At 70.0% G+C, this 26,318-nt stretch carries 17 protein-coding genes; 4 read left to right on the top strand and 13 right to left on the bottom strand.

Features of this window, described 5'->3' with window-relative positions; genetic code table 11:
• Positions 1 to 431: 431 nt before the first annotated feature.
• Positions 432 to 2,051 (top strand): hypothetical protein, encoded by a 1,620-nt coding sequence (locus WA616_RS17080; protein WP_336031694.1) that lies wholly within the window; start codon positions 432 to 434, stop codon positions 2,049 to 2,051.
• A 117-nt stretch (positions 2,052 to 2,168) separates the two neighbouring features.
• On the opposite strand, the gene WA616_RS17075 is transcribed toward WA616_RS17080, so the two are convergent.
• Positions 2,169 to 3,095, bottom strand: coding sequence for a M48 family metalloprotease (locus WA616_RS17075; RefSeq protein ID WP_336031692.1), 927 nt, complete (start codon positions 3,093 to 3,095; stop codon positions 2,169 to 2,171).
• Between the two features lie 349 nt (positions 3,096 to 3,444).
• On the opposite strand from WA616_RS17075, the gene WA616_RS17070 reads away from it, so the two are divergent.
• Positions 3,445 to 3,759: a hypothetical protein gene (locus WA616_RS17070; protein ID WP_336031690.1), complete on the top strand. Its 315-nt coding sequence runs from the start codon at positions 3,445 to 3,447 to the stop codon at positions 3,757 to 3,759.
• Positions 3,756 to 4,820 (top strand): helix-turn-helix domain containing protein, encoded by a 1,065-nt coding sequence (locus WA616_RS17065; protein WP_336031689.1) that lies wholly within the window; start codon positions 3,756 to 3,758, stop codon positions 4,818 to 4,820. Before WA616_RS17070 ends, WA616_RS17065 begins: the two co-directional genes overlap by 4 nt.
• A 408-nt stretch (positions 4,821 to 5,228) precedes the next feature.
• Here the strand turns inward: WA616_RS17065 and WA616_RS17060 are convergent, their stop codons facing one another.
• From WA616_RS17060 to WA616_RS17040, 5 genes are all read right to left on the bottom strand, one after another.
• The gene (locus WA616_RS17060) at positions 5,229 to 9,986 is read right to left on the bottom strand and encodes a DEAD/DEAH box helicase (RefSeq protein ID WP_442902008.1); all 4,758 of its coding nucleotides are present in this window, start codon (positions 9,984 to 9,986) and stop codon (positions 5,229 to 5,231) included.
• Positions 9,987 to 10,437: 451 nt separating this feature from the next.
• Complete coding sequence (locus WA616_RS17055; protein WP_336031686.1) at positions 10,438 to 11,565, bottom strand: hypothetical protein; 1,128 nt, start codon at positions 11,563 to 11,565, stop codon at positions 10,438 to 10,440.
• A gap of 50 nt (positions 11,566 to 11,615) precedes the next feature.
• Positions 11,616 to 12,758 carry an XRE family transcriptional regulator gene (locus WA616_RS17050; protein ID WP_336031684.1) on the bottom strand — a complete coding sequence of 381 codons (1,143 nt, stop codon included), beginning with the start codon at positions 12,756 to 12,758 and terminating at the stop codon, positions 11,616 to 11,618.
• A complete protein-coding gene (locus tag WA616_RS17045) occupies positions 12,755 to 13,405 on the bottom strand; it encodes a hypothetical protein (RefSeq protein ID WP_336031683.1) in 651 nt (216 codons plus the stop codon). The genes WA616_RS17050 and WA616_RS17045 overlap by 4 nt, the downstream gene beginning before the upstream one ends.
• Positions 13,406 to 13,556: 151 nt before the next feature.
• Positions 13,557 to 13,709 carry a hypothetical protein gene (locus WA616_RS17040; protein ID WP_336031681.1) on the bottom strand — a complete coding sequence of 51 codons (153 nt, stop codon included), beginning with the start codon at positions 13,707 to 13,709 and terminating at the stop codon, positions 13,557 to 13,559.
• A 515-nt stretch (positions 13,710 to 14,224) separates the two neighbouring features.
• On the opposite strand from WA616_RS17040, the gene mobF reads away from it, so the two are divergent.
• Positions 14,225 to 19,795 carry a MobF family relaxase gene (gene mobF / locus WA616_RS17035; RefSeq protein ID WP_336031917.1) on the top strand — a complete coding sequence of 1,857 codons (5,571 nt, stop codon included), beginning with the start codon at positions 14,225 to 14,227 and terminating at the stop codon, positions 19,793 to 19,795.
• Positions 19,796 to 19,930: 135 nt separating this feature from the next.
• On the opposite strand, the gene WA616_RS24525 is transcribed toward mobF, so the two are convergent.
• The 7 genes from WA616_RS24525 to WA616_RS17005 all read right to left on the bottom strand — a co-directional run bounded on the left by WA616_RS24525 (position 19,931) and on the right by WA616_RS17005 (position 25,816).
• Positions 19,931 to 20,266, bottom strand: coding sequence for a transposase (locus tag WA616_RS24525; RefSeq protein ID WP_442902009.1), 336 nt, complete (start codon positions 20,264 to 20,266; stop codon positions 19,931 to 19,933).
• Positions 20,267 to 20,314: 48 nt separating this feature from the next.
• A complete protein-coding gene (locus tag WA616_RS17030; protein ID WP_336031679.1) occupies positions 20,315 to 21,013 on the bottom strand; it encodes an SDR family NAD(P)-dependent oxidoreductase in 699 nt (232 codons plus the stop codon).
• 381 nt (positions 21,014 to 21,394) lie between these two features.
• The gene (locus WA616_RS17025) at positions 21,395 to 22,042 is read right to left on the bottom strand and encodes a hypothetical protein (protein WP_336031677.1); all 648 of its coding nucleotides are present in this window, start codon (positions 22,040 to 22,042) and stop codon (positions 21,395 to 21,397) included.
• A 175-nt stretch (positions 22,043 to 22,217) separates the two neighbouring features.
• The gene (locus WA616_RS17020; RefSeq protein ID WP_336031676.1) at positions 22,218 to 22,709 is read right to left on the bottom strand and encodes a hypothetical protein; all 492 of its coding nucleotides are present in this window, start codon (positions 22,707 to 22,709) and stop codon (positions 22,218 to 22,220) included.
• Positions 22,697 to 24,214 (bottom strand): type IV secretory system conjugative DNA transfer family protein, encoded by a 1,518-nt coding sequence (locus WA616_RS17015; protein WP_336031674.1) that lies wholly within the window; start codon positions 24,212 to 24,214, stop codon positions 22,697 to 22,699. The genes WA616_RS17020 and WA616_RS17015 overlap by 13 nt, the downstream gene beginning before the upstream one ends.
• Before the next feature lie 4 nt (positions 24,215 to 24,218).
• Positions 24,219 to 25,511, bottom strand: coding sequence for a hypothetical protein (locus tag WA616_RS17010; RefSeq protein ID WP_336031673.1), 1,293 nt, complete (start codon positions 25,509 to 25,511; stop codon positions 24,219 to 24,221).
• Positions 25,511 to 25,816, bottom strand: a complete 306-nt coding sequence (locus tag WA616_RS17005) for a hypothetical protein (protein WP_336031672.1) — start codon at positions 25,814 to 25,816, stop codon at positions 25,511 to 25,513. The genes WA616_RS17010 and WA616_RS17005 overlap by 1 nt, the downstream gene beginning before the upstream one ends.
• Between the last annotated feature and the right edge of the window lie 502 nt (positions 25,817 to 26,318).

Here is a 26,318-nt window from a genome sequence, read left to right as displayed (position 1 = left end):
ACTGAGCCGCGATCCCAGCCACCGAGGGCGGGGGGCTCCACGCGGGCCGCCGCTATGAGCTCGCTCACGATCCGCTCGGTCGACCGCTCACAATCTGCGGGTTCCAACCCCCTGACCTGCTGCAGTAGGGGGCCGGCGAACCTCTGGCGCAGGTATCCAGACAGTGGCCTGTTCTCACGGATGAACGCTCTGAAAAGGCCATCGCCAGGACCCACGCCTCGACCGTACGGGACCATGCGTTGCAGACGGTCGCGCGCACCGGCGACCACCTCGGTGCCCGAAAGCGAGCCGGTCGCCGGCAGATCACTCAACGACGGTCACTTCCGTCCAGATCGGCACGTTCGTCCGGCTCCAGCCTTCATCGCTCGTCGCTCTCCTGGCGGCAGGGCGAGTCGTCCCCGGGAGCAGCCGACGTGACCCAAGCTTGACTCGTGGCCGACCTCGACGACCTAGACACCATCGCCCAGTTCGTCCTACGCGCTCGTCGCATCCAGGCGCACTCGCTGGTTCGCGACTGGGATGCCCTCGTTCATCACGCGCAGGGATCGCTCACGGGCCATCTCGACATCTCAGGCACGACGTCGCTCACGCGAAAGCTGCCGGAGGACGAGGAGGCCTTCGAGTCACTCGCTGCCCGCGTGCGCCCGCTGACGGTCAAGAGCGAGCCGATCTACTACGTCACGGTCCTGGACGCCGTCGAACGGCTGCTCCATGGCTCGGCGGCCACGACGGATGCTCATCGGGACAGGCTGCAACGCCTTCGCGGCGCCTGGGAGGCCTCCGAACTCCAGGGCACTGCGATCCAGGGCTACGCAGTCCAGTCCATTCGGGTCGATGGCACGGACGCAACGCCCCTCGTGTCCGACACCCAACTGGCGGCCGGATGGCTGTACGCCGACCTGGTCCACGCCGACCCGAAGGGCCCCAAGCAGGAGGCGCTGCGCTTTCCGCTACGAGAACGCTATGCGGCGGCGGTCCGCGTCTTCTCTCGGATTGCCGCACTCGCCGCATCGACCCTTTCGTTCGTCGAGACCCTGCGGAAAGCGGGATTAATCTCTATCGACGAGCGAGCCTGGAACCAGGACGTAATCGTCGGCGCCTCCGAGCTGACCGAGACCGCGCGCATCCTCGTCGCGCCGCCGGAGACTTCCGTCCCCGACCTGCGGGACTCCGCGGTGGGCCTGACCGACGACTGGAGGCCGTTCACCGTCACCGACCTTCTGCGGCAGGACCCCGCCAACCATGTCAGTGTTCGACTCGCACGTGGGGATGCCTCGACTGTGGCGGAGTACGAGGCGGCGGTCGCCCATCGGCGCGTGGAGGGGAGCACCGCTCACTGGCATGTCCTCGTGGCCGGCAGCGTCATGGTTCACTTCCAGTTCGACGTCGAAGGCGAACTGCTAACGCGTCCCTCGGTCGCACAGTGGGAAGCGTTCAACTTCACGAACCAGCTCATTCTCGCCTCGACTCAGCTTCAACTGCAGCTGCACGAGGCCGAGACAATGGTGTTCGAGGTGGGGGGCGAGGCCTTCGTCACACTGGAGCCATCGCAGTTGGATGAGCACTCGCTGTACCAGGTGCGGGCGCACACCGAGACCGTGTCCGACATCGTCGCGATCGAGACTGCGACCGGCGAGGATCTGATCCCCTGCATCGGTGCCTACGACGATGCCGCCCGAGTACATTTGCGGCAGACGCGCCTAATCCTTGAGGGCAACCTGGTCGCCTCCACCCGCGGCCCCTTGATCATCACCGCGGTCACCGGCAAACCTCCCCAAGTAATAGCCGTGCACCCAGGCCAACTGGAGGTGGGCGGCACTCGCGTCCCTATCCCCGGGCTCCTCCTCCGCCACCCGACCATGGTCAGCCGCGACCTCGGAGCCGACACCACAACGGGGCCGGAGGCCCGGAGGTTCGAGGTTTTGCCACCGGATGACGAGCGATTCCTGGCCTGGTGTCCACACCTGCATGAGGTCACTGGTGATCAGGATCTTGTCGACGCGACACCGTGGGGGCTCACCGGCATCGACGAGGAGACCTTCCCCCGGTAGTTCGCCAACCGGAGCAGCGGAACTCCTGCCGCTCCGGTCCCTCGGACGCCCCTCCCCCGCCGCTACGAAGTCCCCGGGGACACGGTGCCACTTGGGGCAGCACCGCCGCGCACCAACTCAGACCCGCGAGGCGGTATTCGCCGCGAGGAGAGCTCGGATCCGCCGTTCGGAAGTCGGGTGTGACGCCAAGAGCAGCCGCAACCGCCCGCTTGCAGCAGGCTGACCGTCGTCCATCGCGCCGAGTGCCGCAGCGAGCTGCAGTGCGAGGCCGTGGTCGGCAGCGAAGCGGTCGGCGACGAACTCGGCCCGCCGGCTGATCGCGGCGTCAGCAAGGGGACAGAGCACCACCGCCAACCCGAGAAAGACCAGCACTCCCCCGACCATCCACTGCCCCTGGTGCAGTGTCCGGGTCACGGCGACGGCCAGTCCGACGACCACGGCGACCATGGCTCCTCGCTGGCTCTGCCGCCCGGCCAGAACACTCGCCAGAGCGATCAGCAGGTTTCTCGCCACGCGCCAGGGCGCGGCCAGCCACGACACCAGCAGCATCGGACGAGTCGCTCCCGAGGCGTGATGGCCGAGCTCGTGAACAAGCACAGCCACCAGCTGGTTCTCCGACAGTCGTCCGGACTTGCAGTCCTCCACGGCCCGGCTGGTGACCGCGACGCTGCGTCCGCCGGCGGCGTACGCGTTGGGCACCCGAGCGGCCTGGACGTACAACTCGACGTCACCGGCTGCGGTTCCGGTCATTCGTAGGGCAGTCGCCCATGCGGGCTGCAGCACCACCGCCTGCACCGCGCTGGGTCGACCGAACCTGTAGGCGCCGCGGACGGCTATCCGTTCGCCGACCCGGGTCAACAGCACCGCCGCACTGGCTACCCAAACCAACGGGAACAGTGCCGCCCACGGGCCCAGGGGGACGGACGCCAGCGTCAGCAGCGAGCTGCCGAGCACGGCGGGAGCTGCGGCCACTATTCGCCAGAGGCCATCCCCGACGGCGTGGCGACGCCCATCACCACGCGGTCGACGCTCGCTCACCGTCATCTTCGGACCTCCTCCACGCAGCAGGTGCCGGTCAGCCTGCCGGCCGGTGCTGACATGCGCGGTCGCCGTCACGTCTGCCCACGGCCTCCAGTCCCCGAGTCCGGCGCGCACCACGTACTCAGCTCAGTAGCGAAAAACATCCGCTGGCTGTGTCACCAAACGGGCCGAAATGGCGCCTTCTCCGGCTGAGAGCAACGGCCGCAGGAGTGGAGCGCCGATGGAGAAGCGAGCTCGGAAAGCGCGCGGGGTCGACACGGGCCCCCGCTCCGTTGCGGGCGCACTTGGCTCCCAGGTCACCGGCGGCCACGACGGCGTTGCGTCGATTGGGGAGACCGTTCGCCCCTGGGCCGTGGAGGCCGTCGTCACCGCCTACGGCGCCGACGCCTACCGGCTGCTGACCGATCTGGGTGATCTCCTCGAAGCGAGCATCGCCTACGTCGACCGGCCCACCGTCGAGGCCCATCTGGAACGGTCGCTCTCCGACGACGAATGGTCGGCGGTCGCCGCCGAGTTCACCGCGATGGCCTTCGACGAGCACGTCGGTGACGCCGGCACCGTTCGCACCGACTGGATCGAGGACCGGGTTCACCGAGCCGGCGTCCTCGGCCGCCACCTCCGCGCCACCGGAAGGTCGGAGCCCTCCCGGCAGCCGAGGCAGCTATGAGGGTCAGCCGCACCTGCCCGTCCTGCGGCTACACCGCCGACTACGCCAGCGCCGCACTCGCCGACGCTCGTCATCGGCAGCACTCCTGCGCCAAGCATCGGCGCGGCCTCGAGCAAGCCGCTCGCCGAGCCGCGCGACTCCAGGGGCGAGTGCCACGCGACTGCACCCATCCGCAGGCCCGCCATCAGCACGGAACCCGTGCTGCCTACGTCAAGGACCGCTGCCGCTGCACCGACTGCACCGCCGCCAACACGGACGCCAGCCGCGGCGTCACCAGAGAGCGGATCTACGGCCGCTGGCACCCCTACGTCGACGCCGGCCCCGTCCGCGAGCACATCGCTGCTCTGCGGGCAGCAGGGATCGGCGTCGAGCGCATCGCGCAACTTGCCAGCCTCTCCGTCAGCCACATCCGCGAGCTCGCACAGCATGGCCGCGGCGACACCCCAGGGACACAGAGGGTCCGCCCGAGCACCGCCATGCGCGTGCTGGGCATCCGTATCGACGACGCCAACCGTGCGCCGAACAGCCGTGTCGACGCCACCGGCACCTGCCGTCGTTTGCAAGCGCTCATCGCCATCGGCTGGCCGGTCGAGCTACTGGCCGCCCTGCTCGGCCGCCGCCCGAGCAGCCTGTGCCGCAGCATGACCGGCGAGTCCGTCACCGCCCACACCGCCCAAGACGTCGCGACGCTCTACGAGCGACTGTGGAACGACCGACCACCACGGACGACCAGCGAGCAGTGTGCGGCCGCCGACGCCGCCAGAGCCCACGCTGCGGCACGAGGGTGGCTGCCGCCGCTGGCCTGGGACGACATCGACACCGATCCTGTACCGCCGCCAGCGATCGTCGGCGCCTCCCTTAGAGACGACATGGACGAGATCGCCGTGGAACGTGCCCTTGCCGGCGATCACATCACCTACGAGGACCTCACCACGATCGAACAACAGGAGGTCATCCGCCGTCTCACCACTCGCGGTAGCTCCATCCGAGACATTGCTGCCCAGCTCGGCACCACGAAGCGCACCGTCTCCCGCCGGCGCGCATCCCGCGGCGCAGCATGACCTCGTGGATGCGGGCAGGGCCGACCTTCGCCTTGACAACGACCGACTGTCCGGGTCCGAAGCAGGCATCAGCGACGGCGATCTCCAGCCGGCCGTGCCGGTTTGATCCCGATCACCCGCTCCACGCACTGACGCGTCTGAGCAGCTCAGCGCAGCTCTGGCGCGCCTCCCGTGCCTAGACGGGTCCACCCCTGTTGACCGCTGACGACCGGCTTTGGCCGGTGCTTAAGGCACGGACAAGGGACGCCCCGACCGTGAATGACCTCGACGTCGTGCAGCCGCAGGACACGGGGCGCCAGCCCACGAGCGACGCCGAGCGCGGACGGCCAGGTGTCATCTCGTGGCTGGCCTGTGCCCTTACCGGGGGTGGCCGGCGCACCGTGATCGCAGCCCGGCCATCCCTGTACTTCACCCGTCGTGACGGACATCGAGCGGGGGCAGGGAGTCCACCACCTTGATCGTCTCCAAGGAGACTGTGACGATGCGTGCCAGCAGGTCGACGACGTAGCGCGGATCGCCTACCTCGCGGGACCAGTCGTTGGGGTCGTTGACGATGCCCGACGCCTTGTCCGTCTTCACCCAGTAGCGGTCGATGATCCACTCGATGGCCGAGCGGCTGCCCAACGTGTACCGGTACGCCTCCTCTGGGACGCCGCGCAGGGTGATCCGCTCGTTGTAGTGGATCACCGACCGGTCGTGTCGAAGCCCCGCGGCCTTCTGCTCGGCGGTCGGCTTACCGAAGGCCATCTTCTTGTCCCGGACGGCGAAGAACCCGTAGTCCGCTTCGCCACCGGGACCGGCAACGTCCAGCCCCTCCAGCGGGTACGGCTTCACGGTCTCATAGCCCAGGTGCACCTCGGTCAACTGCTTACCTGCGTCGGCGAAGGCGCGGAAGTCCTTGGCGAACGGAATACGCGGCAGCATCTTCTTCAGGTCCGCGGCGTACGTCTCCCGGTACTCCGACGAGTGCAGCAGCCCGTAGATGTAGTCGAAGATGTCGTCCTTGCTGATCGACTCCCCGGGGTAGGCCGCGGTGAACGCGCCCAGCGCCTCGTCGGTGATGTTGTCGATCCGCCGGTGGCCGTCGATCACCTCACCCTCGTGGACGTTGAACATGCCCGACTCGTCGACCTTGTCGTATCGCCACCGGGCAAAAAACTGCCCACTGTCGAGAACGTGCAGATCGGGGATGGTGGATACAGCGATGGCACTGAAATCGGCGTGCGAACTTACGCCAGTCAAAGCGAAGCCCCAGTTGGCCTGACCGGCCTCTGGAAATACTGCAGGAACGCGGTAGCGGCGCTCGTTGAGGACCGAGTCGTAGTACAGGAACTGTTTGGTGAAGGGACGGTACTGGCTGACGCGGGACCGATCGACGGAGCGGGCTAGCGGTTGCCCAGCAGTGGCGCGCTTGTCGAGGTTGCCACTCCAGCCGAGTTTGGTGCCGGTGCGTCCGGATGCAACGAATTCGTTGAAAGCTCTAACAAGCTGCTCGATGCCCTGCTCTAGCTTGCTTCTCGAGAAGTTGTAGGCCCAAAGGTCGCGATTGGTCTTTATACCGGCCGTGCCAAGCTTGATCACGGCAGCGTCCCGACCCGCCAGCGGTAGAAATGTCGAGAAGTCATCGGCACGCTGGTCCAGCCAGTCGCCATGCTCGTTTGGGACGATCGCGGAAGGGGCAAGACCGCTGATGCTTCGCGCCTCGGAGACCTTCGCTAGCTTCTCCTCGCGAGTCAGGTAGTCGCCGACGTCTGTGTAGCTGACGATGGCCGGCCCGCTTGCCTTCGGCTTCTTGACCAACAGAGTGATAGCAACGGTCGCTCGACTCCCGCCGCCAAACACCTTGCCTCCTTCGGCCTTCCAGTTTGCCGCTCGCTGGTTGCCGCGCAGGTTGAAGACGTGGATGGCGGAGAACTCCTCGGCCAGTACCTTGCGCATACCGTCGGCGGTATTGGAGTCGAGGAAACCACCGTTGGTCACGAAAGCGACGATTCCGCGGTCCTTAATCCGGAGCGTCGCCCACTTGATGGCGCGAATGTACGAGTCATAAAGCGAGTTCTTGTTGGTCGCCGTGGACCGCGCAGCATAGGTGTCGCGGATCGCTGCGTCGAGCGTTGGGTACTTCTCATTCGCGTTGTCGTCGTTCGCAGAGTCCTGGCCCACCGAGTATGGCGGGTTTCCGACGATCACCTGGATGGGCAGCCGCTTCTGCCGCTTCAGGCGCTCGTTATTCTCCGGGATGACGTCGATGTCCTGCTGGTCGTCGTCCTCCCACGACTGGAAGCTGTCAGTGAGGACGAGTCCAGGGAACGGCTGCGGCGTCCCCTCCAGCTCCTCGTACGTCGTCTCGATGTTGGCCGCGGCGATGTAGTAGGCCAGCAGGAGGATCTCGTTGGCGTGCAGCTCCTTGGCGTACTTGCGGGCGAGGTCGTGCGGCTCGATCAGGCCGCTTTGCAGCAGCCGCACCAGGAAGGTGCCGGTGCCGGTGAACGGGTCGAGCACGTGCACGCCTTCGTCGCTCAGCCCTTGGCCGAACTCCGCGCGCAGCACCTCGTCCGCAGAGCGCAGGATGAAGTCGACGATCCCCACCGGCGTGTAGACGATGCCGAGTTTCGCCACCGTCTTCGGGAACGCGGTGGCGAAGAACTTGTCGTAGAGCTCGACCAGCACCCGCTGCTTGCCGGCCGCGTTGTCCACCCCGGCCACCCGCTTGCGCACAGTGTCGTAGAAGCCCTCGAGCGTTTCGTTCTCTGCGCCCACAGCGTGGGCATCGAGCACCGCGAGCATGTTCTCCATCGTCCGAGCGACCGGGTTGCCAGCCAGGAAGCTGGAGTGGGCGAACAGCGCCTCGAACACGGGCCGGGTGATGAGGTGCTGGGCCAGCATGTCGATCGCGGCGTCGTCGGTGATCGAGTCATTCAGGTTGCCGCGCAGCCCAGCGACGAAGTGCTCGAACTCGGAGGCCGCCGGCCCCGGCGTCGCGAGCAGGCCCTTGATACGGGTGACGTGCGCGGCGGCGATGTCGGCGATGTCCTTCGCCCAGGATTCCCAATATCGGCGCTCGCCGACCTTGGCCACGATCCGCGCGTACATCGCGTCCCGAAATTCGTCGGCCGGGAACTCCATGAGCAACTGCTCGGTGGACTTCTGCGCCGGCTGATCCGGGTCGGGCACGGCCACGCCGTCGCCGTCCGTCGGACCGGTGATGGAGACGATCTCGATGGTGTCCGGCTTGCGCTTGTTCAACTCGATCTGGTTGACCATCGCGTGGAAGCGGTCATCGTGGCTGCGCAGCGCCTGCAGCACCTGCCAGACCACCTTGTACCGCTCGTTGTCCCGCAGCGCCTCCTCCGGCGCGACGCCGCTGGGCACCACCACCGGCAGCACGATGTAGCCCAGCTCCTTGCCCGGCGCCTTGCGCATCACCCGGCCGACGGACTGCACCACGTCGACCTGCGAGCCGCGGGGGGTAAGGAACAGGACGGCATCCAGCGAGGGAACGTCCACCCCCTCGGACAGGCAGCGGGCATTGGTGAGCACCCGGCACACGCCGTCGGGGGCGGGCTCCTTGAGCCAGGCGAGATGGGTGTTGCGTTCGTGTACGCCCATCGTGCCGTCCACGTGCGCCGCCTGAATCCGCAGCCGGGGGCGGTCCTCCGGGGCGTCGATCTGCGCTCGGTCGGCCAGGTCCGGGAACGCCGCGGCCGCCGTCCTGGACGCCTTGATGTGCTGCGCGAAGGCCACCGCCGTCCGCATCGGCGCCCTGCCGACGACCGACGGTTGGCCATCGGTCGCCGACGGGCCGAAGTTCTTCGCCAGGCCGTTCCAGCAGCCGATCAGCTTCGCGGCCTGGTCGAGCTGGATCTCACCGGAGTTCGCCATGGCCTGCTGGAAGTTCTCCGCCACGTACTTCTCGTCGACGGCCAGCACCAGCACCTTGTAGTCGGTCAGCAGGTCGGCCTCGACCGCCTGCCCGAAGCCGAGCCGGTGCAGCTCCGGACCGAACGTGTCCTGGTCGCCCATGTCGGCCAGCACCGCATCGGCGTCCGTGGCCTTGCGACGGAGCTCCTCGCCGAACACTTTGGGCGTTGCGGTCATGTACAGCCGCTTGGCCGCCTTCAGGGCATCGGCGTCGTGCACCCGCACGAACGCGGACTCGTCTCCCTCGGCGAGGGTGACGCCGGTCGTCCGGTGCGCCTCGTCGCAGATGACCAGATCGAACCCGGGCAGGCCGAGCTCCTGGGCGCGGGTGACCACGTCGATCGACTGGTAGGTGGAGAACACCACCCGCATGCGCCCGTCGGCGTTCGTGCTTGCCTGGAACCGGCTCAGCAGCGTCTGCGGATCGGTCGAGGCAGGCTCGGTCAGGTCGATCGGCAGCTGGTCGGCGTCGTCAGACGGCGCTCGGCGCCCCACTCGGACGTCGGAACAGACCGCCAATGCACGGATGTCGACCTCCGCGTTGGCCATCCACTCCCGCAAGCTCTGGCTCAGCAGCTGAATGCTCGGCACCAGGAACAGCACCGTGCCGCCGGCGCCGACCAGCTCCTCCGCGATCCGCAGGCTGGTGAAGGTCTTCCCGGTGCCGCAGGCCATCACCAGCTGGCCCCGGTCGTGCTCGGCGAGCCCGGCGCGAACGTCGTCCAGCGCCTTCTGCTGGTGCGGACGCAGCGCCTTCTTGCCCGTCGGGACGACGATCTCCGGAGTCGTCCAGGAGAACTGGTCCCAGTCGATCGCTGCGTCTGCGAGGTACCCGATGTCGACGCGCTGGGCCACTCCCCCGGCCAGCGTCTCCTCGGCGTTGGTCGACCAGCCCGCTGCCGTGTCGAACACGATCCGCTTGGTGAACTGGGCGGAAGCGGAGGCGGAGATGAACGAATCGATGTCCGCCTTGGCGACCGTGCGACCCGATGCGTAGAACTTGCACTGGATGGCGGTGAGCCCGCCGTCGTCTGCGTTCGCAGCGACCAGGTCGATGCCGGTGTCCGGCCGGCCGGCGCGCTCGGGCCAGTCCGACCACAGCCAGACGTCGGAGAACCGCGACTTCCACTCAGGGTCGGAGGTCAGGTAGGCCCTGATCAGTCGCTCGAACTTGCTGCCCTTGTCCCGCTCGTCCAGCGCTTCGCTGCGCAGCCGGTCCAGGACAGCGTGGATAGTCCCCGTCACGCCTCGCATCCTGCCTGACAGACCGTCGGGACAGGGTTGCCCCGCCCAGACGGGTCGGCCCTCACAAGATCCAAGATTGACTGGCTCACGTCCATCGACGTTGATGACCCACGGTCGACGACCCCCTCGTCCAGCCCAGCCCGCCTCATGTACCTGAGCGCCTGCGGTTCGTGGTGACGAGCTACTTGACGCGTTCACCGCACTGAACGGTGCGCTCGACGACGGTCTACGACCCTCACTTGATCGAGAGAGGCTGCCGCCGCGGCCTCCGATCCCCACACTGTTAAGCCGACCTGACGCCGTTCGCCAACATGCGCCGGCGCGCAAAAGCGCTGGTCAAGCAGCCACACGTGCCGCTCTGGACGCTGACGAACCAGGACGGAACAAGACCCTTCCGCGCCAATTGCAACCAGAACTGCAACCAGCCGTGCGGGTGCATGGCCTCGGCATCTCATGCGTCGCAGGGATCAGATGCGAAGTCGTCGTCATCCGGCTCATCTTCATCGGGATCGACGTCGATCCACAGATCGTCCAGGTCCGGGTACGTCTCACGATCTTGTGCAGTCGAAGGACGCAGGTCCGCGACGGGAGAGACCCCGGCCGTGAACATCTCGTAGGCGCTGTCGAAGTGAAGGTGGCAGGCAGGACAGTCCAGCCGCTCCGCGGAGAGCAGGAGATGGAGATCGGTCTCCGAGGTGTGGGGTCCGACGTCGACGGCGGCCGGGTAGTCGAGGTAAGGAAAGCCGCTGAGGACAGCGGTGCGACCGCATGCTGGGCAGAGAACCGGCGAACGCTTGTCGTCGCCGAGCACGGCCGCCTGGATGTCGGCGAGGCTCAGCAACGCCTCGGACTCTGGGGTGGGGACCGTGCCGTAACGCGCCAGGAACGCGGTGCGGGCGGTGTCGACCCTCGACTGCAGTTCTCGCTCAAGCTTGGTGGTGTTGGCCTCGATGAGGCTGCGAGCGGTGTCGCCGTAGCTGGCGAAGAGGTCGTCGAGGTCCCGGCCAATCTCCGCAACCAGGTCGCGAGCGCAGGCGACGGCGAGCTCGGCGATGTTCTCGGGGTCGTCGGGGCTACCGCCGAGGTGAGCGGCATCGTTCCGCGCGGCGGCGATGGGTTTGTAGACCTTGAGCCAGGTCTGCCCGGCGCCTCCGATGGGATGCAAGATCTGGGCCACGCGGGCCATGGCCTCCTCGAACCCGACGGTGCGCAGACTGTGGTCGGACTTCGCGCGGTGCCCTTGGCCGGCAAGCTTCAGCATGGAGTTGAAGTCGGGGTTCTTGTCATGAATCAGTACGGGGTTCAGATTGACGAGCACCGCCTTCAGTAGGTGCTCGACCATCGTGCCCAGGTGAAACGCCGCATCATCGTGATCGCCGTCGTGACGAGCTCGAAGACCGCGTTGAGCCTGCTTGACCCCTGACGCGAACAGCGAGTCGACAGTGACCGGGACGGGCGCAGAGGTGAAGCCGCCGCCTCGTGCGGCCAACTGAAGGCCACCGACTGCGAGGTGTCCTGTCCCGCTCATGGTCGAGTGGGCGGGCACAGATGGCGCCTGTGCGTCGCTGCTCTTGGTCATCTCGCCCCCTTGTTCGACATCCACTTGGCATGCCTGACCACCATGCTGCTCTACCGCCGGCGTAGCTGGACGACGTTGTTCGGCATCTCCCGGGGCTCGTCAGTCGCTGGCATCGTTGTGGTCGCGCGCGATGGACGGGTACGGCTCGGCGCCCCGGCGTACCGGGCAAGATCCCGCTGCAGGTCGGTTGCGTAGCGGTGCATCATGCCGGCGACCCGGGCGATGTCGAACTGGGGCCCGTAGGCGAGCTCGAACATCTTGCGAAGAGCGCGGGGCCGCTCAGGCGGACGCGCATCCCACCCGGGCTCGCGGGTTCGCCAGCCCCGCACGCCGATCTGCTGGTGCAGGCCACGGCGTCTCTCAAGGTCGATGACGCCGACCTCAAAGGCGCGCCACACGAGGGCGCCGAGGGACATGCCCCAGCGCTCCTTCAGCGGGAACAGCTGGTTGAGCGTGAACCCGCGAGGGATCTCCTCCAGGGCCGCGTCCCGAGGCATCAGGAACGCACCGGCAAACCGATCGGCCTCGCCCTCGACGTCGTTGGCCAGCTCAGGCAGGTGAGCGCTGGCACGATGCATGACCAGGTGGCCGAGCTCGTGCGCTGCGGTGAGCCGGAGGCGGTCCCAGCTGCCGGTCGCTGCGATGGCCATGATCGGCCTCTCCAGGGCCGGCCCTGTCCAGGTGGTGAAGGCGTCGATCTTGCCGCTCTCGATCGGCTCGACCGCATACACAAAAACGCCGGCGCGCTCGAGGGCATGCACCACGTTCGGGATGACCGCGTCGGGGGCTATCGACAGCGCTGCCCGGGTCTGCTGCGCCGCCTCCTCGATGTCGCCAGCGGGCAGTGCCGGTACTCGACTGGCCGGGGGGTTGACGAAGCGGACCAGATGGTGGGCGAGCTCGTGCGCCACTTCCGCGCGCCGTCGGACCAGGGCCAGGTCGGCCTTGGTGGTCTTGCGGGCGCGGAACCGCATGGAACCGTCGCTGAGCTCCTCGGGAATGGGAGTGCTGAAGAAAGCGGGCGGCATAAGCAGGTGGGCGCTGAGCAGCTCAGGGGTGATTGCGCCGGCGATGACGCCGTCGCGCTCGATCTGGGTCAGCCGGCCCGGGGAGATGCCCAGGCTGTCCGCCAGGGATCCGCTCTTGATGCCGCGCAGCTCCCTCGCCTGCTTGACGCGGGAGCCGTGGATCATGCCAGTGCCGGCCCGTCGTCGTCACCGTCGTCGGCGATCTCGTCGCGAGGCTGGAACAGATCGTCCAGGTCGTCGCGGTCGTCGTCGTAGTGGTCCGCCGAGCCGCCGGCTGCGAGGCCGGCAAGGGCGTCCGGGACACGGACGCGCCAGGCGTGCCCCGCGGCCGCGGTGAGTCCCCCGTGGCTCTTGGGCAGGAGCAGGTGCTGCAAGACGACACCATCGGCGGTCAGGTGCCACGTCCAGTTCAGGACCAGCCGCGAGGGCGCCACGTCCTCGCCGAACAGCGCCTCGTTTTGCCAGCACTCCAGCGAGCGGCGGCGGCTGCGCGGCTGCGGGACACGTGCGTCCGTCGGCTTCTTCAGCACTCTTAGGCTCACGTTCAGTTCGGGGTCGATCAGGAAAGCCAGGCTGTTTCGGTCGCCCTTCCTCCCACCCCAGGGCTCGAGCACGCCCTCCTCGATGAGCGCCGTGCGGATCTCGGGCCGCACGAAGTCGGGCATGGCGTCCTCGGCGGCGGCGGGAGCGAGACCCTGCGTCCGGGCGCGCGCGGTGTAGACCGACCTCTCGACGATGTCGGGCAGTCGCGGTATTCGGGTCAGCACCCGATTTAGCGCGCTGCAGCCGTCGGCGTACGGATGTTCATCCACGGCTAAAAATTTAGCCGGTCTGCTACAGGCGCGTCAAGCGGGAAACGCGTGTGGCCGAACCGTGCCCACCCAGCGCCACCAGGTGCGCCCACGGTCATCGACGTCTTCGTCGAGCACCCCGCGTGTTCGCCACCCTTGAATAGCTGACCGGCTAGCTCCCGCCCTCGCTGCGGTACGTCGCGAGGCTCATCTGGGTGATCACCCGCCGCCCGGGCTGGTCCTTCAGCGGCTCCCCGTTCTCGTCGAGGTGTCGCAGGACGACCATGTCGTGGCCGGTGCCCAACGGCAGCACCGGCCGTCCCACCAAGGCCTCCTTGCAGCCTGGGCAGTGGATCTGGTCGCGGTGACCGTCGGGGAGTCGAGTCATCGCCGCACCGTAACGACTGCGCTGGTGCCTCGCTCCCCGTCTGCAAACGCTATCGGAGAAGTTCCTGCCGGTGACGCCTCCGATACCGGTGTGGACGCGGGTGCCGGGCACGCGAGGTCCGGAGACACCTACCGGTGGGGGCACGGTGAAGTCCCGGTGCGTCGATTCGGCCGGGGTGGACCCAACAGAGCGCAAGATCCGCGTCCCGTCATTCCGGCGGGGTCCCGGCTTCGATTCCCGCCACCAGTAGCGGCGAGCTAGGGCCCCTAGCCGGCCAGCGATCGCGAAGAACTGAAAGCGCAACAGCGTCTGTCCGCACCCCATGGACCCCTGACTCGACCCGCTCTGGCAGACACCACGCCGTCACGCACCACCACCAGCAGCATTGACCGACACACCTAGTGCATCCAGGATGATCTTGGTGGGACAGGGCTTCCTAGCGTCAGGTCGTGATGACGCTGCACAAGCTCACCGCGGGCGATGGGTACACGTATCTGACCTGCCAGGTGGCCGCGCACGACGCCACGACACGCGGATCTGGGAGCCTCGGCGACTACTACAGCGAGAAGGGCGAAGCTCCCGGCGTCTGGATGGGCCGCGGCCTTGCCGGTGTGCCGGACTTCCCGCTCGGTGAGCGGGTCACCGAGACGCAGATGGTGGCGCTGTTCGGAAACGGACGTCACCCCAACGCCGAGGAGATCGAACAAGCGGCCCGGCTCGCGGGCAAAGACGCGCAGCACGTTGATCAGGCCAGCCGGCTGGGTGCGCCGTATCGCGTGTTCGATCAGTCCAACGAGTTCCGTCGTCGCTGCGCCGAGGGCTTCCGTGACCACAACATCGCCTGCGGACTGGACGCCGTCACCCCGGTTCCGGAGGAAGACCGCGCGCGGATCCGCACGACCGTGGCGAGCGCGATGTTCGTCGAGAGCTACGGCCGTCACCCGGCCGACGCTCGGGAGCTGTCCGGCCACCTGGCTCGGATCTCCCGGCAGGCCACGACGGCGGTGGCCGGCTACGACCTGACGTTCAGCCCAGTCAAGAGTGTCTCCACGCTCTGGGCGATCGCCCCGCCAGACGTCGCCGCGGTCATCGAGCAGGCGCACGCCGACGCCGTCGCCGACACGCTGACGTGGCTGGAGGACCACGCGACGTACACCCGTGTCGGCCGCAACGGAGTGGCGCAGGTGGAGGTCCGAGGACTGATCGCGGCGGCGTTCACCCACCGCGACTCCCGTGCCGGTGACCCGGACCTGCACACCCACGTGGCGATCAGCAACAAGGTGCAGACCCTCGACGGCCGGTGGCTGGCGCTGGACGGGCGACCGATCTACAAGAACAAGGTCGCCGCCTCCGAGCGGTACAACACCCGGCTGGAGGCGCTGGTGGTCGAGCGGCTCGGCGTCCGCTTCGCCGACCGGCCCGGCACCGAGCCGGGCAAACGTCCGGTTCGGGAGATCGTCGGTATCGAGGGGCCACTCCCCCAGCTCTGGTCCTCGAGGCGGCGGGCGATCGAGGTCCGCCGCGCGGCACTGGCGGTGCGGTTCCAGGCCGACCACGGCCGCCCACCGACCACGGTCGAGGCGATGTCCCTGGCTCAGCGGGCCAACCTGGAGACCCGCCAGGCCAAGCACGAGCCGCGGTCCCACGCCGAGCAGCGCGCCTCCTGGCGGGCGCAGGCGTTGGCCACGTTGAGTGGCGAAGCGGGATTGCGCGCGTATCTGGACGGCGTCTTGCGCGGTACACGCGGCCGCTCACGCGGCCCGACGCGCGCGTGGGTGACCGAGACCGCCCACCAGGTGCTCGCAGTGGTCAGCAGCGCGCGGGCGACCTGGCAGGAGAACCACGTCCGCGCCGAGGCCGAACGCGAGGCCCGGGCCGCCGGAATCGGACTGACCGACGTGGACCGGGCGGTCGACGCGGTCGTCACGGCCGCGCTGTCACCCCCGCTGTCGATCCGGCTGGACGGCGGGGTGACACCAGGCCGACCCGTCGCCGACGAACCCGCCGCGCTGCGCCGCTCCGACGGCACGTCGGTGTACGTGGTGGCCGGCTCGGCGCTCTACTCCTCGAGCGAGATCCTCGCCGCCGAGCAGCTCATCCTTGCCGCGGCCGGCAGACGCGACGGGCATGTCACCCCTGCTGCGGCCGTCGAGGTCGCGCTCGTGGAGTCGGTCGCCAACGGGGTGACGCTGAACCCGGGCCAGGTGCAGCTGGTCCGTGAGCTGGCCACGTCGGGCGCGCCGGTGCAGCTGGCACTCGCGCCGGCCGGCACCGGCAAGACGACCGCGCTGCGGACGCTGTCGGCCGCCTGGCGCGCCGGCGGCGGCACCGTCGTCGGACTGGCTCCCTCCGCGGCGGCGGCCACGGTGCTGCGCGAGCAGATCGGCGCCAGCACCGACACGCTGGCCAAGCTGATCCACGCGCTGACCACCGGCCTCGACGTCCCGGCGTGGTTGCCTTCGATCGGCCCGGACACCCTCGTCGTGGTCGACGAGGCCGGCATGGCCGGCACCGCAGATCTCGCCCGCGTGATCGAGCACGTCACCGCGGTCGGCGGGTCGGTCCGGCTGATCGGTGACGACCAGCAGCTGGCCGCGGTCGGCGCCGGCGGAGTGCTGCGCGACCTCGCCGCCACCCACGGCGCGGTCAGCCTCTCCCAGGTCGTCCGCTTCACCGACCCGGAGACCGGCAGTGCCAACCACGCCGAGGGCGCGGCGTCGCTGGCGCTGCGCGACGGCGACCCGGCCGCGCTGGCCTACTATGTCGACCACGGCCGGGTGCACGTCGGCGACCTCGCCACGGTCACCGAGGACGCTTACACCGTCTGGGCCACCGACCGCGCCGCGGGCCGCGACGCCATCATGCTGGCCCCCACCCGCGAGCTGGTCACCGAGCTGAACGCCCGCGCCCGCACCGATCGCCTGGTCCGGCAGACCGGACCGATCGGCCGCGAGGTCACGCTGGCCGACTCGATGTCCGCCTCCACCGGGGACGCGGTGATCACCCGCCGCAACGAGCGCACCTTGGCGCTCGGCGCCACCGACTGGGTGAAGAACGGCGACCGATGGACCGTCACCGCCGTCCACGACCGCGGCGCCCTCGACGTCGTCCACCAGCGCACCGGCCGGCACGTCACCCTGCCCGCCGGCTACGTCACCGAGCACGTCACCCTCGGCTACGCCACCACCGTGCACGGCGCCCAAGGCGTCACGGCTGACACCTGCTATGCCGTCGCCACCGGCATGGAGACCCGCCAGATGCTGTACGTGGCGCTCACCCGCGGCCGTCACGCCAACCACGTCTTCCTCCTCACCGCCGGGGACGGCGACCCGCACAGCGCGATCACCCGTGACGCGCTGCTGCCACCCACCGCCGTCGACCTGCTCACCCGGGTCCTGGGACGCGACGGCAGCCAGACCTCGGCCGCCAGCCAGAGCCGGGCGCTGGCCGACCCAGCCGCCCGGCTCTCCTCCAGCGCCGACCGGTACTCCCACGCGCTGAGCACCGCCGCGGAGGACCGGCTCGGGTCCCACGCGCTCGTGGCGATCGACAGCGCCGCCGAGGCCGCGGTGCCCGGACTGACCGCGCAGGACGCCTACCCGGTGTTGCGCGCGCACCTGGCGCTGTGCGCCGTCGCCGGCCGGGACCCGGTCGATCTCCTCGGGCGGGCGCTGGCCTCGCCGCGCGGTCTGCACGACGCCCGCGACGCCGCGGCGGTCCTCGACTGGCGGATCGACCGCACCGGTTCCCACTCAGCCGGAACCGGTCCACTGCCGTGGCTGCCCGCCATCCCCGAGACGCTGCGGAGCGACCCCCAGTGGCGCGCCTACCTCACTCACCGCGCCGACGAGGTCGCCGCGCTCGCCACCGCCGTCAGCAACGGGGCCCGCGCCTGGACCCCGGCCAGCGCCCCCGCCTGGGCGCTGCCGCTGCTCGACCGCGACCCTAGCCTCGTCGCCGACCTCGCCGTCTGGCGCGCGGCCCACGGCGTCGACGGCGCCGACCGGCGCCCCACCGGCCCCCCGCTGCCCGCGGCCGCCGACGCCCGCGTCCAGCGCACCCTCAACGGCCGCGTCGAGCGGCTGCTCGGCGCACCGGGCACGGCCGCCGCAGAGTGGTCGGCGCTGGCCCACGGCATCGACCCGCGCCTCACCGCCGACCCCTACTGGCCGACCCTCGCCCAGCGTCTCAGCACGGCCGAGCGCGCCGGTATCGACGTCACCTCGCTGGTCCAAGCCGCCGGCGACCGTCCGCTGCCCGACGAGCAGCCGGCCGCCGCGCTCTGGGCGCGGCTGTCCGGGCACCTCTCCCCCGCCGCACTGGCAGGCGATGCCGTCTCGGCGCAGACGCTGCGCCCGGACTGGGCGCCGGCCCTTGCCGCCGTCGTCGGCGGCCCGTCTGCCGACCGGGTGCTCGGCGATCCGGGGTGGCCCGCGCTGGTCGCCGCCGTCAGCTCGGCCCGCCTCACCGGCTGGTCCCCAGAGCAGCTCCTTAACACCGCATACGACCTACTGCGCGCCGGCCACCCCGACGACGAGCCGCTGCGTCCCGAGGAGTTGACCACCGCTCTGGTGTGGCGGATCGGCCTGCTCACCGATCCGACGTCCGGCGGGCTCACCAACGCATGCCCGCCGCCCGACGACCTCGACGAGCTCCCGACGCCGGACGGCGTCCTCGATGAGGACTGGCTGGCCGGTCTCGCGGAACCTGACGAGCCGGACGCCCCTGGGCCGCCCGAGGACGAACCCGCTGGTGCCGCAGACACCGGTCGCGCGATCGGCCATGCCGAGTTGGGCGACGCACCCCGCGTTGACGGACAGCGCCTCCTCAAGCTCAACGAGGAGGCCGCTGACTTCTTCGCCGCCTGCTTCCGCGACTCGTGGGCGCCGTCCTACCTCATCGGAAGGCTCGGCACCGACCTTGCCGCGGACGAGAGGGTCGCCCTCGGCTACGCACCCGCCGGCTGGACTGAGCTGACCGACCATCTGCGCCGCCTCGGCGCCACGGACCCCGAGATCGTCGCCGCCGGCCTCGGTAGCTACGCCTCCACCGGGCGGGTCATCGACCGCTTCCGCGACCGGCTGGTCTTCGCCATCCGCGACGGCGCGGAGATCCACGGCTGGATCGGCCGCCGCAACCCCGCGCACGACGGCGACGAAGCCGGTCGAGTCGTACCCAAGTACCTGAACACCGCCGAGACCGACCTGTTCATCAAGGGGCGCGAGCTGTACGGCCTGACCGAGGGCGCCACAGCCCTGGCGGCCGGCGCCGCCCCGGTTATCGTCGAGGGCCCCCTCGACGCGCTGGCAGTCACCTTGGCTGGCGACGGCAGGTACGTCGGCATCGCACCCTTGGGTACCGCGTTCACCGATGAACAGGCCGACCGACTGCTCCGCTTCATTGGCGAAGCACGACCGGGGGTCATCGTCGCCACCGACGCCGACCCTGCCGGCCAAATGGCAGCGCAACGCATCTTCTGGCAGCTCACCGCCCGCGGTGACGACCCACGTCACCTCGCCGTCGCGACCGGCAAGGACCCCGCCGAGATGCTGCAGACGGCCGGCGCCACCGCGCTGCGCCAGGCCCTCGCTTCCTCCCCCAGCCTGGCCAGCACGCTCATCGACGCCCGCGTTGCCGTCTACGCCGACCGCCTGGACACCGTCGAGGGCCAGGTCCACGCCACGCGTCGCGCCGCCGAGGTCATCGCCGCGCTCCCGGCCATCACTTGGCCAGCGCACCTCACCGAACTGGTGGCCCGCACCGGCATCGCGCCTGACATCGCGCTGTCCGAGCTTTTCGACGCCGCGCAGGCACGCAGCGAGGTTGACCGACGGGCGAGAGCAGCGCTTCCGGCACAGGACGAAGACGCCAACGTCCGAATCCCCGGCTGCGCAACTGAGTCATCTCCACCAGTGACCGGGCGGCAGACTCTCACGGCCAGCACGCGGACAGCTGAGCTCGCCGCATCCGCGGCACCTCATTCTCAGCCTGCAGTTCGGCTTGGGTCCCGCCCGCGGTGCTAGCGAGGAAGGTAGGGAGCTTCCACAGGGCGACCAAGCGGCGCCGTCAGCTGCCGGGAAGTCGGAGCCCGGACGACGTCATCTCTGCCTGTCGCACTCGGTACAGATCCGTCGTTCGACCGACACGACGGGATCTCTCTACGGTGACGGGGGCCCGAGGCCCCGGACCTGTCCCTGAGGGCGGCCTACGGGCCAGGTGAGGCGAGGCCGCTCGGCCCGTTCCTCCGCGGTCAGCGGCAGCAGCCCGCTGGAGTCGGGCTCACCCCGCTCGGCTCGGTCGGCCTTGACCCAGTTGCCCAGCGTCGTGTCGTTGATCTGCAGGTCACGAGCTACCTCGGCGACCCTCTTCCCGGTCGCTCGAACGAGCTCCACGGCCTGCTCCCGGAACCCGGTGAGAACTTGCTTGGTAGGCCCATCAGGACCCCTTCCTCGGGCGAGATGCCCAAGCTCAGGGTGCCCACCGAAGCGTGTCAACTCCAAGCCTGCTGCCTGACGGGCGCTGCAGGTCGGCGGTGGTGGCGCCTACCAAGCAAGGGGGCCTTCGGCCTCGAGCACGGTCCCGGTGCGGCCGTCGAGTCCAGCACATGCCAGGTCGACGATCACCCCGACGGCATCCTCCACCGGCTGAGCGCCCGGGAAGCCTGCGGCGAAGTCAGTGGCGGTCAGGCCCGGGCAGGCGGCGTTAACCCGCAGCCCAGGAAGCGCCTGGGCGTACTTGAGCGTCAGCATGGCGACGGCTGCCTTGCTGGCGGCATAAACGATCAGCGGCGTCTGCGACTCAGGCCGGGCGGGGTCGGTGTTCGCCCCGAAGGACCCTAGGCCGCTGGAGACGTTGACGATCGAACCGCGGTCGGACGATCGGAGGAGCGGCAGGGCGGCCTGGGTAACGCGGACGACGCCGGCGACGTTCGTGTTCAGGACGGCGAGCGCCGTCGCACCGGAGATGCCCTCGACTCCCACCGTGTTGTCGGGGATGCCGGCGTTGTTGACCAGGACGTCGAGTCGTCCCGCCTGGTCGGCGATCGCCTCGAGCGCCGCGCTCACCGACGTGTCGTCGGTGACGTCGAGCTGAACGGCCCGGGCGCCGATCCGATCGGCTGCCGCTCGGCCACGCTCCGCGTCCCGGGCACCGACCCAGACGTCGTGGCCGGCACCCACGAGCCGTCGCGCGGTCTCGTAGCCGATGCCCTTGTTCGCCCCAGTGATCAATGTCGTCGTCACCCGCCCCACGCTGCCACCGCGCCCGACGCTCTGCAGGGCGGGGCCAGCGTCGCACTTAGAACATGGAGCAACTCAAGGTGATCCGTGTAAGCGCGGGTTCGGATTCGCCGCTACTGATCCCAGGCGACCCAACGGTTGCTCAGAGTGTCACTAAAGCCGCCCTTAGGGACAGGTCCGCCGTCAACCGCACAGGGAACCCCCAGCGGGAACAGCGGGCCAGCGTCGGCGCCCGTACCGGGGCGTCCCGCAAGACTCGCCCGGTGATGCGTTCTCACAGCGGGGCGACATCCGGTACGCCCGGCAACACCAGACGATCTTGGACCAGCCCGACAGTCGTCTCGGTGTACATGGCCGCGGTAGCGTCTGCGCGAGAGTCGAGCATTACGGCCGAGCGGCCAGCAGGCTGGCAACCGTGCTGGTGGCTTGCACGTGCTGTCCGAGCTGCGGATCCAAGCGCTTGGCCAGGCCGAGCAGGTCGGTCAGGCGCGCGGCGATGTCGGTGTTCAGCAGGGGTTCGTGGTGGGCCACCCGGTTGCGCAGGTCGTGCAGCCGACCGACGGGTCCGTCCACGTGGGCGGCGCGGTCGGTACCCGGTGGAAAGGCGCGATGCAGGGCGGGCACCCACAGCGTCTTCTCGTGCGCGGCGGAGCTGAGGTAGCGCCAGAAGCCGAACATCAGCTCCGCGACGATCTTGCCCGGCGGGGCGGTCGGTCCGCCGGCGTTGGCGACCGCGTGGCGCAGGCTCTCCCGGGGCCTGTCGTTGACGTCGACGCGGCGTCGGCCTCTTCGCCGGTACAGCGGCGCGAAAACGGTGCCCCCGGGGAGAGTCCAGTGCGGTGGCCCGGGCCAGCGAGTCGACAGCGCCACGTCGTAGGCGTTGCGCAGCCCGACCTCCAGGTGCGCCAGGTCGTGCAGAAGTGCAGCACTGAGCTGGGCGTTCCACTCGTACAGGGCCAGCGCCCGAGCCCGATCCCCGCCGGTGGCGGTCAGATAGACCGCGAACCGCGGCGCACTCAGCCAAGCTTCCACCCAGGACCCGGCCGGTGGGAAGGTCGGGGGCGTCGGCGTTGTCATGACGCCCAATCTTCGCGTACTCTCATCGCGAAAGCCCCGGTGGACCGCTGGCCTCTGGCCATGTCGCCGGGGCTACGTCTTTTCCGGCAGCTACTACGTCCCCGTGCCCCGCTGCAGCCCTTCGCCCTGGTCACCACGACGGAGCGTCGAGGGACGCGATGTAGCGGCTCTCGGCGGGCCAGTCCTGGTGTCTGCCGGTGCGACAGGTGCTCTCTCCGAGGCGTCCGGTCATGCGGTCGCTGAACATCGGGAAGGCGTAGCGGTTCCACTCCTCCACCGGCTCGGGCCCAGCAGCGTTCTCCGCCGTCCAACGCAGAACCGCCAGGACGGGCAGCTCGCGGGCGATGTGGGGATGACGCGCCCAGCAGGCCGGAACCATCTGCGCGGGGCGCCACGCGTACTCGTGGTTGATCCACGTGACGACGTCGTCGCACCAGCTCCAGACCGCAGCGCCGAGCTCGGCGCTGCAGCTGGCCGGCTCCCAGGGGCGTTCCAGGTCCGCCACGGCACCTGTGCGGGCCGCTCCCCCGCGGTCACGTCGCCGAGCGTCCTCCAGCAGCTCGAGAGCGTGCAGGACCGCGAGCGGTGGCGGTGGGAACGGCAGCACGATCACGACGACCACGGCCCGGGCAGCGATCCGAACGGCCGCTCGGTGTGCTCGTCCTGCCTCGGGCCGAGCCGGTGGTCCCGGGCATAGGCGAGGGCAGCAGCGGTGCGCTCACGAACATCCAAGGAATCGGTACGGGCGCGGTTGACGTCCGCTCGTGCAGCGTCCAGCTCCCGCCTCAGTCGCTCGCCGTCCTTGCCGTCGAAGCAACGCTGCAACCGCGCGATGATCGGTGGCGCGTTGCCGGCGACCACCAAGGCGTGGCGCTGCTGTATGCGGCGGATGTCGCCGGGCCGCAGGACCCGCACGTCCTCACCGGAGCGCGAGGTGCCGACGCCGCCGGGCCCGTCGGTGATGGTCTGGCGGCTGATTCGTACGTCGTCGAGCAGGTCGGACAGCTCCCGGTAGAAGTGGATGTCCTTGCCGCCGCCGAAGACGACGAGGTTGTTGGTGAGCCCGAACAGCGAGCGGGCCTCGTCCTCGCCGTAGGAGACGACCATCTGCTTCCACGTCTGGGCGGCGTAGATGAAGGAGAGGCCGAGCGCGCGTTCGTTGGCCATCCGCACCCGCAGCGTGGGCAGCGGCGTGGTGGAGGGCAGCTCGTCGAGGCAGGCCAGGAAGCACGGGGTCAGCCGCCCGTGCGGCGAGGTGGCCGCAGCCCGCAGAGCGGTGTCGAGGACGTGTTCGGCGACCGCGGTCATCAGCGGCGCCGCCGAAGCGTAGGGGTCTTCCCGGCCGAGCAGGTACACGGTGCCCTGCCGGGCGATCAGGTCGGCGAGATCGGTCGCCGACCGTCCGGGCGAAGGCACGCAACGAGCACGGATCTCGGGCTGGAAGAACAACGCCATCGCCTGCTGGACCGTGGTGACGGTGTTCCCGACGGTGTCCGGGCTGCCGTGCAGTGCCCCGGCGAGCAGCCCGTCCCAGAACCGGGCGGCGTGCGGGTGCTGCTGCAGGATCTCGGCGGGTTGCTCGGCGGCGACCGGGTTGGCGACCCACTCTAGAACGTGCTCGAGGGTGCGGCCGGTGAGCGCTGCGGCGTGCAGGAAGCCCTGCAGCACCTTGGCCGTCTCCGCGGCGTAGAACCGGGCGGCGTTGTCCTGCCGACCGCCGGTGACGGCTCCGGTGACGGTGCCGGCGGCGAAGGCCTTGGCTCGTCGCTCGGCGGTCTGCGGGTCCACACAGCCGGCGATCGGGTCCCACACCAACTCGGGCAGCCCGGGCGCGGCGCCGAACGGGTCGAGCACCGCGATGGGGCGCGGTGGATCCCCCGGATGCGGTGGCTGCTCGCGTCGTCCGGCGGTCAGCAGCAGATCGTCGAGCTTGGTCAGCGTGGCCAGCCCCGCGCCGCGGTGGGCCAGCAGGGCGGGGGCGAGCAGGTCGAGGGTCTTGCCGGACCCCTGCTCGCCGTAGACGCCGGTGGTGCGGTCGTACCGGCACCACAGCTCCACCCCGTGCGGAGCCCGGGACCGGCCCAGCCGCCAGCCCACGTCGGTCGGGTTGAACGCGTGTCTGCGCATCGCGTCAGCGCGCCCGGCTCGGACCGGGGCGGGCACGGGTCGCCTGCAGTTGTTGGTGGGCCTGCTGGCGGGCCTCGCTCAGCGCCACCGGCGTCTGCGGGTCGTCGAGCAGCGCCCGATTCGCTGACCAGGCCCGCTGCGGGAAGCCGGCCGTCGCGCGTACACCTGGGCCGGCGGCGTGATCGGCGACGGCGAGGGAGAGCAGCCGGGCGTTGTGCAGGGCACCGGCGACGGGCTGCAGGTCGACCGCGTCGGCGCGGACGAGCCCACCGAGCTGATAACCGCGCAGGTACGCCGCCACGCGCTCATCGCGCGGCGGCATGTCCCGGGCGTAGCCGATCAGAGTCCCGGCATCGGCCCAGTGCCGGACGGTGCGGTACAGCAACTGGTTCGCGAAGGTAGGCAGGTGCTGAGCACCGGCCACGACCGACGCGCGCAGCGACGCCGTCCAGGTGGCCGGGTCGACTCCAGCCTCGCTCAGGATGGCATGGAGCCGTCCGGCCGCAGTCACGCCGGACGGCGCGTGCGCGTGGGGACGCCGGCTGCCGTCCTCGTACGGACGTAGCGCAACACGTACCGCACGCCAGGCGTCCGACGCCCTGCTCTGTCCAGCAGCTGTCGCGCCGGCCGCGCCTAAGCGTTCGGCAGCGGAGCTGAGTGTCTGGGCGGCGATCGTGTAGGCCGAGACCTCGGCGACCGAGGGTGGATCACTGCCCCGGGCGGTGGCGCGCAGCAGGACGCCGACGGCGTCGGGCACCACGGTCGCGGGATCGACGGACCGATCGGCTGCGGGGCCCGGGACGGGGCGGTCGAGGATGGCAGCGTCGGTGCGTGTCGGCGGTTGGAGCGCGGCGGTCTGTTGCACCAAGACCGCCTGGTGCCTGACCTCGGCCAGCCACTCTGCCGCTGGGCCGGCGGGCAGGCCACGGGCGATCACCTCGGCCAGTGGCGTCACGGTCTCGGCGACGGCAGTGGCGGCGGCCCACCGGCTGGCGACCGTGGTCTGGGAGTGGAGGACCCCGACGGTGTCGGCTGCGGCGGCCGATATCCGGGTCAGCGTCGACTCGGTCGCCGGAGCGCGAGCGGCCAGCTCGGTGCAGGCGGTAGCCAGGGCGGCCACGCGTTGTTCGCGCTGGTCACCGGCGATCGGGGACACGCCGTCGCGACGCAGGTGCGCCAGCGCTCGGCCGACGTGGCCGAGCGCGGTGGCGGCGTCGGCACGGGCGGCCGGGCCGTCGTCGACCGAATGGGCGCTGTCGACGAGGGCGTCGAGGAGCTGCCCGAGTGAGGTGGCCATCAGCGCGGTGCCCGGAGCGCGCGGTGACCGTGCTGGGCGGCGGCGAGGACGTCGGGGTGCGCGAAGTCCTGCGCGGGCAGGTTGCCGAGGATGCGCAGCGCCTGCTCGATCAGCCGGTCGGGGTCGGTGCCGTCGGGCGTCGCGGGCACCGGGCCGGGGGGTGCCAGAGTGGTGGCCGCGGTGAAGCAGTGCAGCTGGGCTGTCGGCCCGGCCTTCTCGTTGCGGGCGGCGGCGGCGAACAGCGCCGCAGCCTCGGCCCGGGCGGTCAGCAGGTCCGGCCGGTGGCCGTTGTCGGTCGAGCTCATCGATATGACTCCTTCTCGGAACGAACGGTTGGACGAGATGTCGACGTCGACGGTCGTGGCGCGGTCGACCCCGAGTCGGGGCTCGCGCCGGATCTGTGGGCACGACGGCGAACTGCATCGCCGCCTGTGGACAGCAGCCGGCGGAGGCGGCCTCGGCCGCCTCGAGACGGGTAGCGGTCCGGGCGGATGACCGCTCGCCCGGCGCGGAGTTGGCGCAGCCCCAGTGCTTGCTCGGCCTCCCGGCGCGTGGCCATGCCGCCGCGGGCGTCGCCGGGACGCCGGTAGCGAACAGCCAGGACAGCGGTCGTGAGCGCCCCGCTCAGCAGGACGAGCTCGGCTGCGGCGATACAGGCGTACGCCGGGAGGGGCCCGGCGACCTGGCGCAGCTGGTCGGGCGGCAGACCGCGGCCGGGCTGGCCGTGCAGCAGCCCACCGAGGACTCGCACGACCGTGTCGGTGCCGTGCGGCCACACCCAGCCTCCGCCCCACAACGCCGAGGCGA

The sequence above is a fragment of the Geodermatophilus sp. FMUSA9-8 genome, from assembly GCF_037034165.1.
Taxonomy (GTDB): Bacteria; Actinomycetota; Actinomycetes; order Mycobacteriales; family Geodermatophilaceae; genus Geodermatophilus; species Geodermatophilus nigrescens.
The sequence above is the reverse complement of the archived record's forward strand: the minus strand, read 5'-3'. Positions and strand labels throughout refer to the sequence as shown.

Excerpts from the sequence above, each read along its gene's own strand:
- WA616_RS17075 (WP_336031692.1), bottom strand. The coding sequence starts at position 3,095 with ATGACGGTGAGCGAGCGTCGACCGCGTGGTGATGGGCGTCGCCACGCC.
- WA616_RS17065 (WP_336031689.1), top strand. The coding sequence starts at position 3,756 with ATGAGGGTCAGCCGCACCTGCCCGTCCTGCGGCTACACCGCCGACTAC.
- WA616_RS17055 (WP_336031686.1), bottom strand. The coding sequence starts at position 11,565 with ATGACCAAGAGCAGCGACGCACAGGCGCCATCTGTGCCCGCCCACTCG.
- WA616_RS17050 (WP_336031684.1), bottom strand. The coding sequence starts at position 12,758 with ATGATCCACGGCTCCCGCGTCAAGCAGGCGAGGGAGCTGCGCGGCATC.
- mobF (WP_336031917.1), top strand. The coding sequence starts at position 14,225 with ATGACGCTGCACAAGCTCACCGCGGGCGATGGGTACACGTATCTGACC.
- WA616_RS17015 (WP_336031674.1), bottom strand. The coding sequence starts at position 24,214 with ATGCGCAGACACGCGTTCAACCCGACCGACGTGGGCTGGCGGCTGGGC.
- WA616_RS17010 (WP_336031673.1), bottom strand. The coding sequence starts at position 25,511 with ATGGCCACCTCACTCGGGCAGCTCCTCGACGCCCTCGTCGACAGCGCC.
- WA616_RS17005 (WP_336031672.1), bottom strand. The coding sequence starts at position 25,816 with ATGAGCTCGACCGACAACGGCCACCGGCCGGACCTGCTGACCGCCCGG.